The sequence below is a fragment of the Microbulbifer pacificus genome (assembly GCF_033723955.1).
Taxonomy (GTDB): Bacteria; Pseudomonadota; Gammaproteobacteria; order Pseudomonadales; family Cellvibrionaceae; genus Microbulbifer; species Microbulbifer pacificus.
Genome location: NZ_CP137555.1, coordinates 3,619,898 through 3,640,490, shown reverse-complemented (window position 1 = coordinate 3,640,490; position 20,593 = coordinate 3,619,898). Strand labels below are relative to the sequence as shown.

The 20,593-nt window shown below is 58.7% G+C and carries 16 protein-coding genes; 6 read left to right on the top strand and 10 right to left on the bottom strand.

Annotated features, from left to right (window positions below; translation table 11 throughout):
• Positions 1 to 9: 9 nt before the first annotated feature.
• The 5 genes from R5R33_RS15505 to purL all read right to left on the bottom strand — a co-directional run bounded on the left by R5R33_RS15505 (position 10) and on the right by purL (position 6,424).
• Positions 10 to 339 (bottom strand): YceK/YidQ family lipoprotein, encoded by a 330-nt coding sequence (locus R5R33_RS15505; protein ID WP_318953605.1) that lies wholly within the window; start codon positions 337 to 339, stop codon positions 10 to 12.
• A 319-nt stretch (positions 340 to 658) separates the two neighbouring features.
• Positions 659 to 859 carry a hypothetical protein gene (locus R5R33_RS15500; RefSeq protein WP_318953604.1) on the bottom strand — a complete coding sequence of 67 codons (201 nt, stop codon included), beginning with the start codon at positions 857 to 859 and terminating at the stop codon, positions 659 to 661.
• 142 nt (positions 860 to 1,001) lie between these two features.
• Positions 1,002 to 1,343 carry a DMT family transporter gene (locus tag R5R33_RS15495; protein ID WP_318953603.1) on the bottom strand — a complete coding sequence of 114 codons (342 nt, stop codon included), beginning with the start codon at positions 1,341 to 1,343 and terminating at the stop codon, positions 1,002 to 1,004.
• A 189-nt stretch (positions 1,344 to 1,532) separates the two neighbouring features.
• Complete coding sequence (locus R5R33_RS15490; protein ID WP_318953602.1) at positions 1,533 to 2,357, bottom strand: carbonic anhydrase family protein; 825 nt, start codon at positions 2,355 to 2,357, stop codon at positions 1,533 to 1,535.
• 188 nt (positions 2,358 to 2,545) lie between these two features.
• Positions 2,546 to 6,424, bottom strand: a complete 3,879-nt coding sequence (gene purL / locus R5R33_RS15485; protein WP_318953601.1) for a phosphoribosylformylglycinamidine synthase — start codon at positions 6,422 to 6,424, stop codon at positions 2,546 to 2,548.
• A gap of 551 nt (positions 6,425 to 6,975) precedes the next feature.
• Here purL and mltF point away from each other — a divergent pair.
• The 3 genes from mltF (at position 6,976) to dld (ending at position 10,893) form a co-directional block, all read left to right on the top strand.
• Complete coding sequence (mltF, locus tag R5R33_RS15480; protein WP_318953600.1) at positions 6,976 to 8,454, top strand: membrane-bound lytic murein transglycosylase MltF; 1,479 nt, start codon at positions 6,976 to 6,978, stop codon at positions 8,452 to 8,454.
• A 154-nt stretch (positions 8,455 to 8,608) separates the two neighbouring features.
• Positions 8,609 to 9,124 carry a hypothetical protein gene (locus R5R33_RS15475; protein WP_318953599.1) on the top strand — a complete coding sequence of 172 codons (516 nt, stop codon included), beginning with the start codon at positions 8,609 to 8,611 and terminating at the stop codon, positions 9,122 to 9,124.
• A complete protein-coding gene (dld, locus tag R5R33_RS15470) occupies positions 9,121 to 10,893 on the top strand; it encodes a D-lactate dehydrogenase (RefSeq protein ID WP_318955749.1) in 1,773 nt (590 codons plus the stop codon). Before R5R33_RS15475 ends, dld begins: the two co-directional genes overlap by 4 nt.
• Before the next feature lie 17 nt (positions 10,894 to 10,910).
• Here dld and R5R33_RS15465 read toward each other — a convergent pair whose 3' ends face one another.
• Together R5R33_RS15465 and R5R33_RS15460 are read right to left on the bottom strand one after the other, a co-directional pair.
• A complete protein-coding gene (locus tag R5R33_RS15465; protein WP_318953598.1) occupies positions 10,911 to 11,408 on the bottom strand; it encodes a DUF6702 family protein in 498 nt (165 codons plus the stop codon).
• A gap of 121 nt (positions 11,409 to 11,529) precedes the next feature.
• Positions 11,530 to 13,893: a M1 family metallopeptidase gene (locus tag R5R33_RS15460; RefSeq protein ID WP_318953597.1), complete on the bottom strand. Its 2,364-nt coding sequence runs from the start codon at positions 13,891 to 13,893 to the stop codon at positions 11,530 to 11,532.
• 210 nt (positions 13,894 to 14,103) lie between these two features.
• Between R5R33_RS15460 and R5R33_RS15455 the strand changes: the two genes are divergently transcribed.
• Positions 14,104 to 14,550 (top strand): hypothetical protein, encoded by a 447-nt coding sequence (locus tag R5R33_RS15455; protein WP_318953596.1) that lies wholly within the window; start codon positions 14,104 to 14,106, stop codon positions 14,548 to 14,550.
• A 72-nt stretch (positions 14,551 to 14,622) separates the two neighbouring features.
• On the opposite strand, the gene R5R33_RS15450 is transcribed toward R5R33_RS15455, so the two are convergent.
• From R5R33_RS15450 to R5R33_RS15440, 3 genes are all read right to left on the bottom strand, one after another.
• Positions 14,623 to 15,978 (bottom strand): ATP-binding protein, encoded by a 1,356-nt coding sequence (locus R5R33_RS15450; RefSeq protein WP_318953595.1) that lies wholly within the window; start codon positions 15,976 to 15,978, stop codon positions 14,623 to 14,625.
• A 398-nt stretch (positions 15,979 to 16,376) separates the two neighbouring features.
• Positions 16,377 to 17,432, bottom strand: a complete 1,056-nt coding sequence (locus R5R33_RS15445; protein ID WP_318953594.1) for a peptidase M42 — start codon at positions 17,430 to 17,432, stop codon at positions 16,377 to 16,379.
• Positions 17,433 to 17,507: 75 nt separating this feature from the next.
• Entirely contained in the window at positions 17,508 to 18,557 is a 1,050-nt protein-coding gene (locus R5R33_RS15440; protein ID WP_318953593.1) for an alpha/beta hydrolase, read from the bottom strand.
• A 245-nt stretch (positions 18,558 to 18,802) separates the two neighbouring features.
• Here R5R33_RS15440 and cydP point away from each other — a divergent pair, with 245 nt between their 5' ends.
• Both cydP and R5R33_RS15430 read left to right on the top strand, forming a co-directional pair.
• Entirely contained in the window at positions 18,803 to 19,006 is a 204-nt protein-coding gene (cydP, locus tag R5R33_RS15435) for a cytochrome oxidase putative small subunit CydP (protein ID WP_318953592.1), read from the top strand.
• Positions 19,007 to 20,581 carry a cytochrome ubiquinol oxidase subunit I gene (locus R5R33_RS15430; protein WP_318953591.1) on the top strand — a complete coding sequence of 525 codons (1,575 nt, stop codon included), beginning with the start codon at positions 19,007 to 19,009 and terminating at the stop codon, positions 20,579 to 20,581.
• The last annotated feature ends 12 nt before the right edge of the window (positions 20,582 to 20,593 follow it).

The window sequence follows — 20,593 nt, the reverse complement described above, 5'->3', positions numbered from 1 at the left end:
TGTGCTCGTTCAATTTACTTTGATATTACCGTTTTTGGCCTGTGAATATATTGTGTAGGGTAAAACCACGGTGTCGGCAGCCACGGAGAAAACCGCATCAAAAGCCACCAGAGGGACACCGTTAACCGAAGCCCCCTTGTTGACATTTTCACTTGGCTCACTGTTGAGCAAGCAGAAAGAGTATGAAGTACCACTATATACTCTTGGGATGCTTTCACAGTTACTTTTATATCCCCTATGACTGATATCGACTTGATTATCCGCCGGGTTCACAGTCTTTACCGTGGCACACGAAACACAAAGAACGGAGCCTGCAATCAAACAAAGTACTTTTTTCACCAAACAATCCTCAGTTTAAATTAGACATAAAAATCACTTACAGTGTTAACACGACGCAAAACTCAATGCGTAGATGTGCTGACTGGCGCCATGACGGTCTCAATACGTTCGACTGCGCCCAATGCCAGGAGCAGCTTCCTCAGGCTATCCAAGGTGCGTCCATTCAATACAAACCACACTTCCGTCATTGCGCTCGCCCCATTCGGGGGGCGGAATGCTCCGGCTTGTCCGTTGGTGAGTGATTGTTCCTGTGCCCATTTTTGTGCAGGCGACCGATAACCCACGACGAACTGCCCGCGATTTCCAGGCAGCATGCACATTAATCCCTACTCGAAGGCTGCGAATTCCTTCGGACGTTTTTTATACCTAACCAAATCGCGCCAACCATCAGGATGATACCGATTACGGCTGCGCCCGGCGCATCATCGGTCTCCCCAATATAAATCCCGATACCACCGATGGCTATACCAAGTGCAATAAGAAAAAAAGCTACAGGCAAGTTCGAAGCGAATAATTTCATGAAGTGTATTCCCTTTGCTTTCTAGCACCCGCAACCGGGGTCGTTTTTATAGTGCCCGTTCTGCAATAAAACGGGAGCGCAGTGATCAGTGCAAAAACTGGGCAAAGCAAACTATCCAGCGGAGTCAGGAGTAGCTGGATTGTTAGCCCCCGGAACCCTCAGCACTAGCGGAAAACAGATTAATTACCACAACCCCTGCAACGATTAGAGCGATCCCAAGAATTGCTCCCAAATCGAGTTTTTGCCCAAAGAAGGCAAATCCAACCAGAGATATCAAAGCGACACCCACTCCGGACCAAACCGCATATGCAATGCCAACCGAAATAGACTTCAAAGAAATGGAGAGAAAATAAAATGCGACCGCATACGACACGGCAACTATTGCAGATGGAATTAGCTTGGAAAACCCATCTGAGCTCTTCAGGAAAGACGTGCCCACAACTTCTGCGACTATTGCTATAGAAAGATAGATCCAATGTGACACATTATTCCCTCGATTATTCGGCTAACGTCGCCAGTGAGGGGAAGCTTACCATGAGCACATTTTGTGCGAAAACAGGCGCAGTGCGACGGGGCAATCCGCAACAGTAAACCGATGCAGCGCGTGAATTCGCTCACTATGCTCGGGAATCAGGGAGTTACCATTTTTTCGAGGGTGCGACGCAGTGGATTATCAATCCAGCAGTTCGAGGCGGCCGCCATTGAGGTGATACATGGCTCCGACGATTTTGATTTTGCCTTCCTTCTCAAGATTCGCCAGAACTTCGCTGTTGTCGCGAATTTCATCCATCGCCCGGCGTACGTTGGTGGTCGCGACCAGATCCACAAACTCGGCATTCTCACTGGTGCGATCGCCGTCGTAGCTGGTCGCGGCCACCGCGGGCTTTATTTCATCCAGCAGGCCGGTCAGGTTGCCTAGTTTCACGCCATCGATCGCGCCTTTTACCGCGCCGCAGGCGGAGTGCCCCATGACCAGGATCACCTTGGCTCCTGCCGCAGCGCAGGCAAATTCCAGGCTGCCGAGGATGTGGTCGTTGCAGATATTCCCCGCAATCCGCGCATTGAACGATTCGCCGAGCCCCATATCCAGCAGGATTTCCGCCGGGGTGCGCGAATCGATACAGCTCAGGATGGCTGCGGCGGGAAACTGGCCGCTGGCACTGGCACGCTTCTGGGCCAGGTAATCGTGCTGCTGCATCTTGCCGGAGCGGAAGCGCTCGTTGCCCTGCACCATCATGGCGATGATGTCATCCGGACTCAGGGCATCCCGCTGCTCTTTCGTCAGTGCCGCGGCGAAGCTGACACCGGAAAAACTCATCAACCCCGCGCCTGCTGCCATGCCGGCAATTCCAGCGGTAAGCGCGCTTTTGATTACCTGGCGACGGCTGTAGTCCTGTCGCAAGCCCGGATGTACCAAAGACTTCTTGCGGTCGTCATCATTGCGACGCGAGCAGGCAGGATCGGATTGATGGTGCTGACGTTCGGGTTCGTTGCACATATTCAGGTCCGCTGAGTGGTACCGCAGAATCAGTGAGGTCGGTAGACGAACGTATACGCTACCGCCATTTTTCACGGGTTAACTTCAGTCTAGACGAATTTTGCGACATGCCAGAATGCAAAAAGCCCCGGAAAATCCGGGGCTTTCTGGGTCGCCTGCAGGCAAGCTCCTACAAAGCAGGAACAAGATCAGTCGACAAACACGCGCGCATTGCGGAACAGGCGCATCCAGCCGGAGTCCTCTTTCCACTCATCCGGGCGCCAGCTGTTGCTGACGGCACGGGCGACGCGCTCCGGGTGCGGCATCATGATGGTGACGCGACCGTCTTCGGAACACAGCGAGGTGATACCGTTGACCGAGCCGTTGGGGTTGGCCGGGTAAGTCTCGGTAATCTGCTGGTTGTTGTTGAGGAAGCGCATGGCGATGGTGCCAGATTGCTCACAGGCTTCCAGTGCTTGCTGGCTGGCAAACTCAACGCGACCTTCACCGTGGGCCACTGCCACCGGCATGTAGGAACCGGCCATGCCCTTGAACAGCACGGACGGGGAATCTTCCACGCCCACCAGCGCAAAGCGCGCTTCGTACTGTTCGGACAGGTTGCGCACAAAGCGCGGCCAGTGGCTGGCACCGGGGATCAGCTCCTTGATCACGGAGAACATCTGGCAACCGTTACACACGCCCAGGCCGAAGGTGTCCTTGCGGTTGAAGAAAGCCTCGAACTGGTCGCGGGCGCGGTCATTGAACAGGATGGTCTTGGCCCAGCCCTCACCGGCGCCGAGTACGTCACCGTAGGAGAAGCCACCACAGCCCACCAGGCCCTTGAACTGATCCAGTTCAACGCGGCCGGCCAGGATGTCACTCATGTGAACGTCGATCGCGTTGAAGCCAGCGCGGTGGAAGGAGTGCGCCATTTCCACCTGGCTGTTGACGCCCTGCTCGCGCAGGATCGCCACTTTCGGACGCACACCTTTCTTGATGTAGGGCGCGGCGATGTCTTCGTTGACGTCGTAGCTCAGTTTCACGGACAGGCCCGGGTCCTGCTGCGCGGTTTTTGTCAGCGCATCGAACTCCTGCTTGGCGCAGTCGGCGTTGTCGCGCAGCGCCTGGATGCGGTAGCTGGTCTCTGACCAGATCTGCTGCAGATCGGCACGGCTGCGATTGAAAATTTCCTCGCCATTGCGGGTAATGCGCAGCAGCTCTTTGTCGTTCAGGCCACCGATCTGGTGGGCGGGAACACCGACAGAGGCGAAACGCATGGCAATCATGTCCGCATCTGCGGCAGGAACCTGCAGCACCGCGCCGAGCTCTTCAGAGAACAGCGTGGAGATGGCATCTTCACCCAGGTCGTAGATTTCCACATCGATACCGACGCGACCGGCAAAGCTCATTTCCGCCAGGGTGGCGAACAGGCCGCCATCGGCGCGGTCGTGGTAGGCAATCACTTTGTCTTCGGCGAGCAGTTCCTGCATCACCTCGAAGAAGCCCTTGAGACGCTTGGCGTCGTCCAGGTCCGCGGGCTTGTCGCCCAGCTGGTTATACACCTGCGCCAGACAGGAACCGCCGAGACGGTTTTTGCCGGCACCCAGGTCTACCAGCATCAACTCGGTTTCCCCTTTCTTGGTGCGGCGCAGTTGCGGGGTTGCCACTTTGCGCACGTCGGTCACCGGGCTGAACGCGGAGATCACCAGGGACAGGGGCGCGGTAACCGCCTTGTCTTCACCGCCGTCGTTCCAGGCGGTGCGCATGGACATGGAGTCCTTGCCCACCGGGATAGTGATGCCGAGCGCCGGGCACAGGTCCATGCCGATGGCTTCCACGGTGCGGTACAGCTTTTCCTCTTCGCCCGGGTGGCCGGCGGCACACATCCAGTTGGCAGAGAGTTTGATGTCGGACAGCTGCTTGATCGGCGCACAGGCGATGTTGGTGATGGCCTCACCTACGGCCAGGCGTCCGGAAGCTGGCGCGTCCAGCAGTGCCACCGGGGTGCGCTCGCCCATGGACATGGCTTCACCGGCGTAGCTGTCGTAAGCCACGGTGGTCACGCCACAGTCCGCCACCGGCACCTGCCAGGGGCCGACCATCTGATCGCGGGAAACCTGGCCAGTTACGGTGCGGTCGCCAATGGTGATCAGGAAGTTCTTGCTGGCGACGGTCGGCAGGCGCAGTACCCGCTCGGCGGCCTCAGCAAGGTCAATGTTGCTGGTATCGAACGCGGTGGCGTTGGCCTCGCGCTTCTCCGCTACGCGGTGCATCTTCGGCGGCTTGCCGAACAGCACGGACATGGGCAGGTCTACCGGCTTGGCGTCGAACTGCGTGTCGTTCAGGGTCAGGTGCTTCTCGCTGGTGGCCTCGCCAACCACCGCGAAGGGCGCGCGCTCGCGCTCACAGATCTTCTGGAAACGCTCCAGGTCCTGCGGCATCACCGCCATCACGTAGCGTTCCTGGGATTCGTTACACCAGATTTCCAGCGGGCTCATGCCCGGCTCATCGGACGGCACATTGCGCAGTTCGAACTTGCCGCCGGTACCACCGTCTTTTACCAGCTCCGGGAAGGCATTGGACAGGCCGCCGGCACCCACGTCGTGGATAAACGCGATCGGGTTCTTGTCGCCCAGCTGCCAGCACTGGTCGATGACTTCCTGGCAGCGGCGCTCGATTTCCGGGTTCTGGCGCTGTACGGAGGCGAAGTCGAGGTCCGCGGAGCTGGTGCCGCTGGCCATACTGGAGGCCGCACCGCCGCCGAGACCGATCAGCATCGCCGGGCCGCCGAGCACGATCAGTTTGGCCCCGGGCTGGAATTCCGGCTTCTCGATATGCTCTTCGCGGATGTTGCCGTAGCCACCCGCCAGCATGATTGGCTTGTGGTAGCCGCGGCGCTCGCCGTCGAAGTCTTCTTCAAATGTACGGAAGTAACCGCAGATGTTCGGGCGGCCGAATTCGTTGTTGAACGCGGCGCCGCCGATGGGGCCTTCGATCATGATGTCGAGCGCGGTCACGATGCGCTCGGGCTTGCCGTAGTTCGCTTCCCACGGCTGCAGGTGACCCGGGATCTGCAGGTTGGACACGGTGAAACCGGTCAGGCCCACCTTGGGCTTGGAGCCGCGGCCCACGGCGCCCTCGTCGCGGATCTCACCACCGGCGCCGGTGCCGGCACCGGAGAACGGCGCGATCGCGGTCGGGTGGTTGTGGGTTTCCACCTTCATTAATAGATGGATGGCTTCTTGGCTGAAACCGTATTCCTTGGTCTCGGGGTCCGGGTAGAAGCGGCCGGCGTTGTGGCCAACCACCACCGCGGCGTTGTCCGCGTAGGCAGAAAGCACATCCTCACCGCCCAGGCGGTAGGTGTTCTTGATCATGCCAAACAGGGAGTTCGGCATCTCCTCGCCGTCGATGGTCCAGCTGGCGTTGAAGATCTTGTGGCGGCAGTGCTCGGAGTTCGCCTGCGCGAACATCATCAGCTCTACATCGGTGGGGTTGCGCTCCAGCTCTTCGAAGCTGGTGAGCAGGTAATCGATCTCGTCTTCCGCCAGCGCCAGGCCCAGATTTACGTTGGCCTGTTCCAGCGCCTCGCGGCCGCCGTTCAGCACGTCGACACGGCCCATAGGGCGGGGTTTTTCTACCTGGAACAACTGCTCGGCCTGCGCCAGCTCGGTGAACACGCACTCGACCATACGGTCGTGCAATTCCGCCGCCAGCACGTGACGTTCAGCCTCGGTTAATTTGACCCCGCTAATGTAGTAGGCAACTCCCCGCTCCAGGCGGTGGATCTGGGTCAGGCCCGCATTGTGGGCAATATCGGTGGCCTTGGAGGCCCAGGGCGAGATGGTGCCCGGGCGCGGGACTACCAGCAGCAGTTCGCCTTCGGGCTGATGCTTCTCTTCGGTGGGTCCGTACTGCAGCAGGCGCTCCAGCAGCGCCTGCTCTTTCTTGCCGAGCTTTTTGCTGTCGGCAAAGTGCACAAACTCGGCGTAGACATCCGCAATGGCGGGCTGCAGGGCGCGGAGTTGGGTCAGAAGTTTTTGATGGCGAAATTTCGACAGTGCGGGAGCACCACGCAGAACTAGCATCGCGGGAGTTAGCCTCTTGTCTGGAATTGAGCGCCTGTGGACATAAGCAATCGGCTACGGGATCAGCTTAGAGAGTGCCGCACAGGAACGAGGGGTATCGTGAGCGCGCGCATTGTACCCGAAGCTACTCCGCTCCAACACTGCCGTAGACACATCTCCGGCACATAACTGCCAAGGTGTTAGAGCAGTAAAGATGAAGGGCGTGGGCAACACCACTTGGAAGAAGCAAACGCGCAATCTCTGGCGGCATTTCCCCCCCGATGTCGCTTCAGGGCCTTTTATGCCGGCGCCAAGTACTACACTTAAGTCGTCAAAACAAGCCAACCGGTCACAAAGGTCCAGATGAGACCATCAACCGATTGGTCAGCGCGATGGGGTTTGGGGTAGAATTGCCGCGCTTTTGACCCAAGCCTGTGCAATTTATAGACAGCAGGCTTTACGCGCGGGTGGCAATGGAGCCGCCGCCCGCAGGAAATGGCGCCTCCGACCCAGCTTTCCTCGAGTCGGACACGCTGAAAATAAAGCAAAGAACGGACTCGAGGGAACAACCTATGATCATGAAAAGCCGACTGTTGCGATACAGCCGCCGCCTGTTGAAGTGTGCGGCGTTGGCCTGTTGCGCATCTCTGCTGGTGGCCAGCAAGGCACCGAGCCTGCTGGAGCAGGTCAAGGCATCCGGCAAGCTGGTGGTCCTGTCGCAGAACGGGCCCACTACCTATTACGAAGATGCCAACGGCAATCACACCGGTTTTGAATACGGCATGCTGCAGGCGTTTGCCCGCGAACTGGGTGTCACCCTCGAGATCCGCGATGTACACGATCTGGGCCACCTGTTCCGCGAGCTGGATAACCCGGACTCCAACGCCCACCTGGCGGCCGCCGGTCTCACCGTGACCCCGGAACGCCGTGAGCAGGTGCGCTTTGCCCCTTCCTATTTCGAAATCCGCCAGCAGGTCATTTACCGCCTGGGTGAAAACCGCCCACGCAGTGTGGCGGAGCTCGCCGGCAAGAATATTGCCGTGATTGCCGGCAGTGCCCACGCGGAGCAACTGCGCAAGCTCGCCCAACTCCACCCCGAGCTGACCTGGGAGGAAGTCTCCGATGTCGACGCCATGGAGCTGGTGGATATGGTGAACGAGGGCAAATACTCCTATGCGGTGGTGGACTCCAATGCCTATGCGGTGCACCGCGGCCTCTACCCCAACACCCATATCGCCTTCAACCTGACCCAGTTCCAGCCGGTCTCCTGGGCCTTTCCACGGGGCGATGACGACACCCTTTACCGGGCTGCGCGCAATTTCATGCTGCGAGCCAACACCAGCGGACTGGTAACGGAGCTGCGCGAACTGTATTTCGGCCACGTCAGCAAGATGAACGCCGGCGGTGCTCAGACCTTTGCCCAGCTCACCCGCGAGCGCCTGCCCCAGTGGCGCAGCGAGATGCAGCGGGTGGCGAAGGAATACAACCTGGACTGGGAGCTGCTGGCGGCACTCAGCTATCAGGAATCCCACTGGAACCCCAGCGCTAAATCCCCCACCGGGGTGCGCGGACTGATGATGTTGACCCGCGCCACCGCGCGCGAGATGGGCGTCAACCGCCTGGACCCGACAGAGAGCATTGAGGGTGGCGCGCGCTATTTTGTGCAGGTGCGCGACAAGATTCCCGAGCGCATCCGCGAGCCGGATCGCACCTGGATGGCGCTGGCTGCCTATAACATCGGCTACGGCCACCTGGAAGACGCCCGCGTATTGACCGAGCGTATGGGCGGCAGCCCGGACCGCTGGTCCGACGTGCGCGAACACCTGCCGCTGCTGGCCAAGCGCCAGCACTACACGACCCTGAAACACGGCTATGCCCGCGGCTGGGAACCGGTCACCTACGTTAAGAACATCCGTCACTACCAGACGCTGCTGACCTGGACCAGCCGTATCGAAGAACAGCGCCTGGCCGCTGCCGCCGCCAATGACAATGGTGAAACATTGGCTGACCTACCACCTTCAGAGACCGCCGCGGCACAGTCGGCACTTTGAATGCGGACAACTGCATCATCCAAAACAGGCGGCCATTGGCCGCCTGTTTTGTTTCAGGGCACCCCGTACAAGGCACGAAATTCCACCTATGCTTATGCTTACTTCAGATGGTCGCCCCATACCGCGCCAGCGATTGAACCCCTGAGGAGAAACCATGATCCGCAAGTTACTCTACATTGCCGTCGCCGCAACTCTCGCCACCTCCCTCACCATCTACGGCTGCAGCCGCAAGACCGAAACCCATGATCCTGACAATGTGCCTAAAACAGAGACCGAGGTGATGGAGGAAATCATCGTCACCAAACCTGACGACAGCGGCAGTGGCGATACTGCCATGCCAGAGTCGTCAGCGCCGGACAGCTCTGCCGCGGGCTCCAGTGCAACAGAGGATTCCGCCCCACCATCCACCGCTGACACAACGGAAAACCCGAATGGAGAGGGCGAACTGATCTGTACCCCGGAGTGGTTCAACTGGGTCAACGAACAGGTAATGAACGACCAGGGCGAGGCCATCGCCGAGCAGTTTCCCAACGGCCTTCCCGAAGTGGGCAGTGACGAGTGGTACAACGCGATGGACAGGCTCACCGGCGGCGACGGCGCTCACGGTCCGGATGGCGGAAGTGACGAGTGGTGTTTTATGATGCAGCAACGCCTAGGCAAGAATGACTGAATTACGGATTTGATGAAGGAAAACAGGGACTGAACAGGATACACAGCGAAGACAGCCGGCAACTGCTCCTACAGCTTGAGCAGTTGCTCGGTGCAGACAGGGTCGTTTCAGATCCCAAGCGCAACGAGCACTACCGCAAAGGGTTTCGCTCCGGTGGGGGCGATGCCCTCGCGGTGATATTTCCCCAGCATCTGCTGCATATGTGGCGAGCACTGCAGGCCTGTGTCGATGCCGGAGCCATCATCATCCTGCAGGCCGCCAATACCGGCCTCACCGAGGGTTCCACCCCCAGCGGTTCCGATTACGACCGCCCGCTGGTGATCATCAACACCCTGCAAATGGAAACTATTCATTTGCTGGAAGGCGGTAAACAGGTGGTAGCGCTGCCGGGCGCCACCCTGCATCGCCTGGAAAAGCTACTCACCCCCATAAGACGCGCGCCGCACTCCGAAATCGGCTCGTCCTGCCTGGGTGCATCGATTGTCGGCGGTATCGCCAACAACTCCGGCGGCGCGCTGTGCCAGCGCGGCCCCGCCTATACCGAGCTGGCACTGTTTGCGCGGGTGAATGAGCGCGGCGAGCTACAGCTGATCAATAACCTCGGTATCGAACTGGGAGAATCCCCTGAGGAAATCCTCACCAACCTGGAACACGGTACCTTTATCCGCGTGGGCCAACTCCCCTATTCCGACAACGATCGCCGCCCCCGCACGGCGTCCGACCGCGACTATGTGGCGCGCCTGCGCGATGTTGATGCGGATACACCGGCGCGCTTCAATGCCGATCCGCGGCGACTGTTCGAAACCAGTGGCTGTGCCGGCAAGGTGGCGGTTTTCGCGGTACGCCTCGATACCTTCCCGGTTCCCGAGCGCACCCAGACGTTTTATATCGGCAGCAACGATGCCCGGGTATTCTCGCGACTGCGCCGCGGTCTTTTGAGCGAATTGCCACAAATCCCGATACTCGGTGAATACCTGCACAGGGACATGTTCGACCTGGCGGCGGATTACGGCAGGGACAGCTTTTACACCATTGAAAAGCTCGGCACCCGCAGAATGCCGAAGTTTTTTGCACTCAAGGGCCGGGTGGATGCGTGGCTGGCAAAACGAAGCTTTCTGCCCCGTTTTCTGAGCGATCGCCTGCTGCAACAGTTCAGCAAACTGCTCCCGCAACATTTGCCGCAGCGCATGCTCGATTACCGGAAAAAATACGATCATCACCTGATCGTAAAAGTGGCGGACGACGCCATTGAGCCAGCACGCAGTTGGCTCACGGCATTTTTCAATGCATCGGAAAACAACGGCGAGTTCTTTGCCTGTACACCCACAGAGGCATCCAAGGCCATGCTGCACCGCTTCGTGTCCGCGGGCGCGGCCATGCGTTACCAGGCGGTACACAACAAAGAAGTGGGAGAGTTGTTGCCTCTGGATATCGCCCTGCGGCGCAACGATCAGGAATGGCAGGAAGAGTTACCTGCGGAAATAGCGGATCAGCTGGAATACCGGCTTTATTACGGCCATTTCCTGTGCAACGTTTTTCATCAGGATTACATCCTGAAAAAAGGTGCGGACGTAAAGCAGGTGAAAAAGGCGATGCTGGAACTGCTCGAACGGCGCGGGGCCTGTTATCCAGCAGAGCACAATGTCGGTCACCTGTATCAGGCGCCGGAGGCCCAGCTGAAATTTTTCGAGCGACTGGACCCCACCAACTCGTTCAATCCCGGTATCGGCAAGACGGATAAAACTCGCCGTTGCTGCACCTGCGGCTGAACAGACTCAGTACCAATTCAGAACTGAATCTCTACCCGGCTCGCCCCCGGCTTCAGGGTAAAGCTTTCGGTATTGCCACCGCGGGTCAGGTTTACGGTGTTGACCTGGTCCCGCTCGACTTCCATCAGCATGGACTGCTGTACCTGCAGCTTTTTACCCTCGACCTCGCTCAGGGGAATTTCCTGGTAAACCCAGACATCGTGCACATCGGATTCCATGCCGACCCATTTTGGCTCGATCACCGTTCCATCAGCCGCACGGATCTGGAAGCGCTCGTTGATGTAGGACGCCATTTGCCCCTGGGCGTCCTTCATTTCCTTGCTGGCGCTCAGCTGCAGTGCCCGTTCGATATCCGCCACGAAAAAGCGGTGGGTAATTTCCAGCGACTGAGTGCGGGGATTGACTTCCAGCTCGGTGAGACCGAAATGGTAGCGGTGAGCCTCGGCGTTGAATGCCAGCAGCAGAGTCATTACCGCGGCAAAGAAAGAAATAATACGCAGTTTGCCAACATGCATTGCAGTGAACCTCGGTAGCAATGTGCGGGGATACTCGGTGAATTTGTCGAGTGTAAGGCGGGACCGGGGCGGCAAGAACAGCCGCCCCGGTATTAGAGACTCTGGTACTTGAGAGTACCGATCAGTCTTCCTTGAGCTCGACTTCCCAGTCTCTCATCAGGTTGCGGGACTCCTCGTCCTTGAACAGCTCAAGACGGGATTTGATGATCCGGCGCGGGAAATAGTTGTTCTCCACGTCGGTATCGGCGGTTTCCCAGTGCGGGTCGAGCACCACGGACTTCAGCAGCTTGTCTTTGCCGCGCACCAGCATCTTCGAGGTCTTCTGTGCGTTGCGCGCCCAGATTTCCGCCGGGATACGCACTTCCTCGCTGCTGCCGTCGGTGTATTCCAGCTGCAGGATCAGCGGCATTACCAAGCCACCAACGTTGCTGAAACTCAGCACGTAGGCATTGCTTTCGACTTTCAGCAGGTCTTTTTCCCAGTCTTCCAGGCCGTCCAGCATGCCGCGATAGCTGTTGCGGTCCGCGTTGGACACATCGAATTCGTCGTGTTCGTTGTAGAAGTCCACGAGCTCCGGCTTGCCATCCACGATGCGGGTCATCTTGTTTGCGCGATTCTGGCGCTCGGTGACGGTCTCCGGTTCCTCCTGGAATTTCTTACGCTTCCAGGGATTCTCGATTTCCGGGTTCTTGGTACCGACGGTGTAGTGTTTCACCTGATCGATACTGATATCCACGTGGTCGGTGGTGTAGAACCAGCCGCGCCAGAACCAGTCCAGATCCATGCCGGACGCATCTTCTATGGTGCGGAAGAAATCCGCCGGCATCGGGCGCTTGAACTTCCAGCGCTCGGCGTATTCGCGGAAGGCGAAGTCGAACAGCTCGCGGCCCATGATGGATTCACGCAGGATGTTCAGTGCGGTCGCCGGCTTGCCATAGGCGTTGTTGCCGAACTGCAGGATGGATTCCGAGTTGGTCATGATCGGAACCTGGTTTTCGCTCTTCATGTACTCGATGATCTTGCGCGCATCGCCGCGGCGAGAGGGATATTTCTCTTCCCACTCCTGTTCAGCCAGGAACTGCACGTAGGTGTTCAAACCCTCGTCCATCCAGGTCCACTGGCGCTCGTCGGAGTTGATGATCATCGGGTAGTAGTTGTGGCCCACCTCGTGAATGATGACCGAGATCAGGCCGTACTTGGTGCGACGGGAGTAGGTACGCTTGCTGCGATCCTCCTCGTCAATTTCCGGGCGCGGGCCGTTGAAGGTAATCATCGGGTATTCCATGCCGCCCACGGGACCGTTGACGGAAATGGAAACCGGATACGGATAGTCAAAGCTGTAGCGGTTGTAGACATCCATGGTGTGGATGATCGACGCGGTGGAGTACTTGTCCCACAGCGGTGTGCCCTCTTCCGGGTAGAAGGACATGGCCATGGTGTCGGTGCCGCCCTTCTTGTAACCCTGTGCATCCCACAGGAACTTGCGCGAGGACGCCCAGGAGAAGTCGCGTACGTTTTCCGCTGCAAACACCCAGGTCTTGCGATTCTTCGCACGGCTCTTTTCGTTTTTCAGCGCTTCATCTTTGGTGATGATCATCACCGGCTTGTCTGCGGTGCGGGCCTGTTTCAGGCGCGCGCGCTGCTCGCGGCTGAGTACATCGTCGGCGTTTTGCAGGACACCGGTGGAGGCGACCACATGATCCGCCGGTACGTCGATGGCCACACGGTAGTTACCGAACTCCAGCGCGAACTCACCGCTGCCGAGGAACTGCTTGTTCTGCCAGCCACTGACGTCGTTGTAGGCGGCCATGCGCGGGAACCACTGGGCGATTTCGTACAGGTAATTGTCGTCGCGCTCGAAGTATTCGTAGCCGGAGCGACCACCCAGCGCCTTCTGCTCAATGACGTTGTATTCCCAGTCCACGCGGAAGCTGACCTTGGCACCGGGTTTCAGCGGTTGCGGCAGGTCGATACGCATGCCGGTATCGACGATGGTATGGCGCAGGTCGCGGCCACTGGCATCCGCCACCTTGGTGATCTTGTAGCCGCCGTCGAATTCCGCGGAGACCACTGCGCGACGGAAGCTGCCGAAGGGAATGGTGTCCGGCGCAATGGACTCCACATCCACCGGCGCCGCCAGGTTGCCCGCGGAACCGGGCTTGAAGCGGTTCTGGTCCAACTGCAGCCACAGGTAGCGCAGGGTGTCCGGGGAGTTGTTCTGGTAGGTAATGGTTTCTGACGCGCTGATGCGCTGGCGGTCGTCGTCCAGCGAGACCTTGATGTCGTAGTCTGCCTGCTGCTGCCAGTAGGCGTGGCCAGGGGCACCGGATGCGGCGCGGTAGATGTTCGGGGTCGGCAGCAGCTCTTCCAGCTGACGGAACTTGTCCCCGGTAACATTGAGAGGATCGGCGGCGAGTGCCCCGGTGCTGCCGGCAAAGCCCAGCAAAACTGCGCCGAAGCGGCGGAATACGGTCGAGAGAGTCATGTTTGGCGCCATTTCTCACATTGAATGATAAATAGCGCGCCATTCTAGCAGCCTTTTCGCCAGCCGGTGGTGACCGGCAATTCATCTGTGGTGGAACCAACCTGCCAACGAGTCACTTCACCGCATCTGCCCGCGGAGAGCAGATATCCATTGGAGTTGCGGCCGGATCACCCTATCAATCCACGGATAAAGGCGATTTGGGGGAAAACCATGCAGTTTGCCATCTGTGAACACCTGCGCCGTGAACGCCCGCAACGGTATCGTGAAACGGCCTGCTGGGTGATCGTCGGTGTGTGCCTGTTACTGCCCCCCGCTGCCAGTGCCCAGCAGCCGGGTCCGTTCACCGCGCAGGACTTCCAGTTTTCCAGCCCATCGCCCCAGAGCCAGATCCCTCCCCAGCTGTATGGGCCGGACCTGGACGGCAACACCCCCTCGGAGATAGCCCTCAGCGCCGGGGCCGTGCGCGCCCGCTTGCGCGGCCTGGGTTTCCACTCTGTATCCAGTATGCAGTTTCGCCACGGCTACTGGCAGGTGGTTGCCTATCACGGCAAGCAGAAGCGCCAGCTGACCGTACACCCCGAAAGCGGCAGGATTCGCTCGGACAAGCCCTACTGCAACAACCGCTGCAATAACTATCAGCAGGGCGAGGAGTTTTAAGCCTCGTTACTGCCCGCGGCGTACATCCCTTGGTACTACCCAGAGACGGCGGCGCCAGCCCATCGCACCGGTTCAGGTGCTCGGGAATACCATGGTGAATTCCGTAAAGGAACCGGCAATACTTTTTACCGTGACAGTACCCTTGTGTTTTTCCACCGTGGACTTGATCACGTCCAGCCCCACGCCCCGACCCGCGTGTTGGGTCAATTGCTTCGCGGTGGAAAACCCGGGCTTGAACAGTGCATTCAGCACCTGAAGGGCACCCCACTTCTCGACTTCAGCCCCGCGAAACAGCGGGCTTTTCAGCGCGGCCTGCTTGATGGCGCCGAGATTCAGGCCGCACCCGTCATCGCGCACGCCGATGGAAATCTTGCCGCGAACGTGCTGCACGCTCACATGCAGACATCCGTATGGAGTCTTGTTCAGCGCAAGGCGTTTTTCCCTGTCCTCAATACCGTGCACAACGGCGTTGCGCGCAAGCTGTGTCACCACGGTATTGACTACACGACGCAAATGCAGCGGTATCGATGTATCCACATAGCCGTCGTCCACAAGAATAATTTTTTTATTGTTGTCCTTGGCCAGGCGGTCGACCAGATACTTCAGGCGGCGCATCATGCTGTCGTCATTCTGCCGCTGCTCTCGCCCCCAGCCACCCTCGACAATTTCCTCGAAGATCTGCCTGATTTCCTTTACCGAAGCGATCATTTCCCTGACCGAGGGAATCAGCCCGAGCAGATCCTGCTGAAAAAGCTCTTTTTTCTGATTCAAGTCCGACAGGGAATTTTCCAGGTTGTGTGCCTGGTCGCTGACGACATTGAGATTGAGAATTGCCGCATCGCCTTTGATCTGATGAACGATGCAGTAAACCTTTTCCATCCTGCGCCTGACCGGTTGCGCCTTATCGGATCTGGAGGAAATATTTTCAATAATATTGCGCAGTGAGGAGGTGGTCGCTTCCAGAAACTCATCGACCAGATCGCGTTCGAATCTCAGCAGACTCATTATCGTATTGACTTTTACTTCGGCCTTTTCACTGGACCGGCGGACCTGAAGAGAAGTTCTGACCGACTTGGAGATATCAAGGACAACGATCTGCCAGCGGCCGGTCTGGTCAAAATTCTTGCCCTTGCTGAATTCGCAGCGAACGTATTTGGTAACGCGGCGCCCCTGCGCACTGTCGATGTTCAGCCTGAGGCAATCGAAAGGATTTTTCTGGCTGGTGCTGGAGATAATATTCCGGTTCAGGACCAGTGTTTTCAGCACCGAGACAACTTCGCGATACTGCTCCTGCGACAAGTGGGGTCGCAGGACCGAATGCAGTTTCTTGCCCTGGATATCGGGGTCGCCGAAAATTGTCCCGATAAATTTGTCGTGAACTTTGGAAATCACCAGATCGCTGTCAATTTCCATCAGTCCGGCATGCATTTGGCGAACATCTTTTTTGTCTCGCCGCGAATGTGGATCGGAAACAATATCGGTCAAGGTTACTATCGACATGCCGCTTACCGAAGTTTGGACCACTATACTCGACAACAATCGCTCACAACCCGGCTTTGCTACATCGCCGGATGGCTCAAAACCCGGACCGCGCCCATTGTCACCAAATGTCTATTTTTATTTTGACCGCATCCAGCCCGACGGAGACCGGCAAGGCATCATCTCACGCGTAACCTGGCACCATCATTACCAAAATGGGCTTTTTTGAAGCGCTGCAGCTTTGCACACACAACGAACGTGAATGTCATCACAGGCCTCGCGCCAATCCATTGAAGACAGCCTGATGTACAGCGCGACAACGACAAAGTGACCAGTGCTGAGACCTGTTAACCGTCTGCGGCGATTGCGCACAGCAGGTCGCTGAAGGCGCTGTTGGCCTCGATGGACGCGGACTCCTGCATGGTGTGATAACCGGTGGTGGGAATCTGCAGCGTGGTGCCCTGCACAAACCCGGAGGATGCGGAAACGATACGCCCCAGCTCGGTACTCCCCAGAGACTGAGGCTCCAGCCCCTCGGCAATCGCCTTCTGGTTCTGCGCCTCGATATAGGTGTCCTTGTAGCTGTAGCTGATTCCCTGGGCATCACACAGGTCGGCCAGGCGCGCAGTGGTACCGGGATGGAATTCCGCGTTCGCGTCCCTCCGCCGCAGGACCACCTGCTGGGCATCCGCGCTGGCGCGGTCCGGGTAGGGACTGGTATCCACCACGATCAGCCTTTCGGTACCGCCGTTGAAGCGGCGGAACCACTCCAACAGGTAGCGCCAGCTACTGCCGGACTCCTCCTGGGCGGTAAAAAATGCCGTGCCCTGAAAGCCGAGGGAATACAGGTGTACCAGGTGCGCCGCGGTGAGCACATTGTCCAGCTGGGCACTGAGAATGCCATCGCAGACCTTGAGGCGGTCGGTGAACGCCACCGGGGTACCCGCCACCACATGTTCGAGCCCCGCCACCTCGAAAATCAGGTTGTTGCGGTAACCACACACATAGGCCCGGCGGATGACACCGGAGCCAAAATAGGAACCGGACCAGGGTTCGTAGGCGGTGACCGCAACCCCCTGGAAGCGATCGACGATTTTCGTCATCAGCTTTTCCGACACGGAGTTGCCGAGCAGGTCGGAACGGCGGCCGGAGACAAAGGCGGCGTACTGGAATTCGTTGGGCCCGGTGCAGATCAGCCCGTGGCGGTCTATGTGCGCGGAAAACTTGGCGCTGTGGGGGCGCTGCCCCTGGGCCACCAGCAGCCCCTCATACCAGGTGACATGGGCGCCACGCTCCTCCAGCTCGCGCTGCAGTACACGGAAAAACGAGTGCTCCGCACCGACAATACTGGGGCTGCGCACCAGCAGTTTGAGCAGGTCGATAAATTGTTCTGGCTGTTGCATTTTCGCGGACCTCACTGCCCCATTACCCGGTCAATCGGCGCGAGTATAGCCAGCCAAAAGCGACGGATGCGACTGTTATTTCAACACGTCCTGAAGAAAGTCCCCCACCCGCTGTGCGGTGGGGTCAAACCACGGCTGGAACAGCCAGAAGGGGTGCGGTGTATCGCCGTGGGTCATCACCTCGGTGTGAACGTTCGCCGCCGCCAGCCGGGCGATATATTCATCCCGCCCGGCGTGAAAACGCGGCCGACTGCTATTGATGAACAGGGTGGGCGGCGAGCCCGTACCGGCGTATTCCAGCGGCGAGGCCTCGCGCCAGAGATCCGGCACTTCCTCATAGCGACCGCCAAACCAGGCACCGGCTGCGGATGGATTCTTGCGCGGGTCGTTCTCGTGCTCCAGCGCCATGGGGGTAATGAAGCTCACAATACCGTCCAGATTGACGATGGCGGCCACGGATTCACACCTTGCATCGCGCCCCTCACGGAACGCGGGCAATCCCGGGGTCACCCCAACAAGTGTTGCCAGTTGCGCGCCGGAAGAGGCGCCGAGAATCGCGATGTGGTTGCGGTCCACCCCCAGGCGCGTGGCGTTCTGGTGCAGCCAGCACACCGCGGCCTTGATGTCCTGCACGGCCGCCGGGTAGCGGGCTTCCGGAGACAGACGGTGCTCTACCGTGGCGGTGACAAAGCCGCGGTTGGCCAGGTAGGTGGCCATGGGCTCCTGCAGCGTGCGATTGCCGGACTTCCAGCCACCGCCGTGCACCAGCAGCACCGCGGGACGCGGCCCGCCACTGTCGGGGCGGAACAGGTCCAGGTGCAGTGCGCGCGCGCCGACACGGCGGTATACCTGCCCCCGCTCCACCGCCACACCCGCGACAGGTGCGACCCGGGCAATGCTGATGTCCGGATACTTCTGGCGCTCTTTGGCAAACGCCGATTCCACATTGAAGGAATTGTCCAGCGAGATATCTGCGGAGGGTATGCCCTTGCCAACCACCAGCCCCAGACCGGTTACCAGTGCCAGTACCGGTAGCAGGCTCCAGCACAGGACACCGCGCCAGTCGTTCGCCTCGCGCAGGTTCAGCAGCGACTGTTCCAGTTTTTGCAGGGTTATCGTCACCATTGCACGCACTCCTGATTTTGATTATTGAGTGACTAGCCAATTTTCGGTCAGCGCATAAACCGGACTGACCAAAACAATATGGTTTCCGATACTAACACAGGAGTAACTTCGCGCCAGACCGCGCCTGCAACGTGAAATCCGCGCCGGTTTCGGTCCCCGCGTCCCTGACTGGCAGCGGCGATTGCTACCCTGATTACGCGGCCAATTTCCGCCTGTTCTCCCTGTGCCGCCGGGCTGGAATCTCCATGTCATTGTCTGACCGCCGCCTGCTGGTCGAACTGGGTGCAGTTCTGGTCATCAAGGTCGCCATCATCATGCTGATCAAGTTCGTGTATTTCCGCCCGCAAGTGGAACAGGCACCGGTGGACCAATATTTCCTGCAGAACCCTCGGGAAGCCCGTACCACCGAACCCGCTTCACCCACAGAGATCATCGGCAAGGAGCCTTAAGTGATCGATGAAACCGTTGTCGACCTGTCCCGGCTGCAGTTCGGCCTCACGGCCCTGTACCACTTTTTGTTTGTGCCGCTGACCCTTGGCCTGTCGTTCCTGCTGGCAATCATGGAGTCCTGCTATGTCCTGACCGGTAAAACGATCTACCGGGACATGACGAAATTCTGGGGCAAGCTGTTTGGAATCAACTTTGCCCTCGGTGTGACCACCGGGCTGACGATGGAATTCCAGTTCGGTACGAATTGGAGTTACTACTCCCACTATGTAGGGGACATTTTCGGGGTGCCGCTGGCCATCGAGGGACTGATGGCATTTTTTCTTGAGTCCACGTTTATCGGCCTGTTCTTTTTCGGCTGGGACCGCCTGAGCAAAGTGCAGCACCTGGTGTGCACCTGGCTGGTGGCCATCGGTTCCAATCTCTCTGCACTGTGGATCCTGATCGCCAACGGCTGGATGCAGTATCCCACCGGCGCTGAATTCAATTTCCAATCCATGCGTATGGAGCTCGCGAGCTTCAGCGATGTGCTGTTCAACCCGGTGGCGCAGGTCAAGTTTGTGCACACCGTGGCCGCGGGCTATGTCACCGGCGCCATGTTTGTCCTGAGCGTGTCCTCCTACTACCTGTTGAAAAGACGCGATATCCCCTTTGCCCGCCGCTCCTTTGCCATTGCCGCGAGCTTCGGACTGGCCTCGATTCTCTCGGTCATCGTGCTCGGCGACGAAAGCGGTTACACCGTGGGCGATGTGCAGAAAGTAAAACTCGCCGCGGTAGAAGCGGAGTGGGAAACCCAGAAGCCACCGGCGGGCTTCACCCTGTTTGCCATCCCGGATCAGGAACAAAAGAAAAACCACTTTGAAGTAAAAATACCCTGGGCGCTCGGCATCATCGCCACCCGTTCCATTGACGAGGAAGTCATCGGATTTGATCGCATCATTCCGGAGAACGAACAGCGTATCCGCCGGGGCATACAGGCGTTTTCGCTACTGCAGCAACTGCGCGGCGGCGACACCAGCCAGGAAACCAGAAATGCCTTTTCCGACCTGCGCCACGATCTCGGCTATGGGTTGTTATTGAAGCGTTATACGGAAAATGTCACCGACGCCACCGACGAACAGATCAAACAGGCGGCAGCGCATTCCATTCCCCGGGTGGCGCCGATGTTCTGGAGTTTCCGCATTATGGTGGGCGCTGGATTTTTGATGCTGCTGGTTTTCATTGCGGCGTTTATCCAGTCCGCGCGCCACCGCAGCGCCGCTAATCACGCGGTGCTCTACGCCTGTCTCTGGTCCCTGCCGCTGCCGTGGATTGCCGCAGAATGCGGCTGGATCGTGGCGGAGTATGGCCGCCAACCCTGGTCCATCGCCGAGGTGTTGCCCACCTATATGTCCGCCTCATCCATCAGCCGCGGCGAGGTCATCGGCAGCCTCAGCGCAATCATCGCGTTTTACACGGCGCTGGCCGTGGTGGAAATCTATCTGATGCTGCGTTTCACCCGACTCGGGCCGTCGAGCCTCGGCACCGGCAGATATCACTTCGAACTGATACCGGTGAAATCGCCCTCACAGACCTGATGGAACAGGAGA

Excerpts from the sequence above, each read along its gene's own strand:
- R5R33_RS15500 (WP_318953604.1), bottom strand. The coding sequence starts at position 859 with ATGAAATTATTCGCTTCGAACTTGCCTGTAGCTTTTTTTCTTATTGCA.
- R5R33_RS15490 (WP_318953602.1), bottom strand. The coding sequence starts at position 2,357 with ATGTGCAACGAACCCGAACGTCAGCACCATCAATCCGATCCTGCCTGC.
- purL (WP_318953601.1), bottom strand. The coding sequence starts at position 6,424 with ATGCTAGTTCTGCGTGGTGCTCCCGCACTGTCGAAATTTCGCCATCAA.
- mltF (WP_318953600.1), top strand. The coding sequence starts at position 6,976 with ATGATCATGAAAAGCCGACTGTTGCGATACAGCCGCCGCCTGTTGAAG.
- R5R33_RS15475 (WP_318953599.1), top strand. The coding sequence starts at position 8,609 with ATGATCCGCAAGTTACTCTACATTGCCGTCGCCGCAACTCTCGCCACC.
- R5R33_RS15465 (WP_318953598.1), bottom strand. The coding sequence starts at position 11,408 with ATGCATGTTGGCAAACTGCGTATTATTTCTTTCTTTGCCGCGGTAATG.
- R5R33_RS15460 (WP_318953597.1), bottom strand. The coding sequence starts at position 13,893 with ATGACTCTCTCGACCGTATTCCGCCGCTTCGGCGCAGTTTTGCTGGGC.
- R5R33_RS15455 (WP_318953596.1), top strand. The coding sequence starts at position 14,104 with ATGCAGTTTGCCATCTGTGAACACCTGCGCCGTGAACGCCCGCAACGG.
- R5R33_RS15450 (WP_318953595.1), bottom strand. The coding sequence starts at position 15,978 with ATGCATGCCGGACTGATGGAAATTGACAGCGATCTGGTGATTTCCAAA.
- R5R33_RS15445 (WP_318953594.1), bottom strand. The coding sequence starts at position 17,432 with ATGCAACAGCCAGAACAATTTATCGACCTGCTCAAACTGCTGGTGCGC.
- R5R33_RS15440 (WP_318953593.1), bottom strand. The coding sequence starts at position 18,557 with ATGGTGACGATAACCCTGCAAAAACTGGAACAGTCGCTGCTGAACCTG.
- cydP (WP_318953592.1), top strand. The coding sequence starts at position 18,803 with ATGTCATTGTCTGACCGCCGCCTGCTGGTCGAACTGGGTGCAGTTCTG.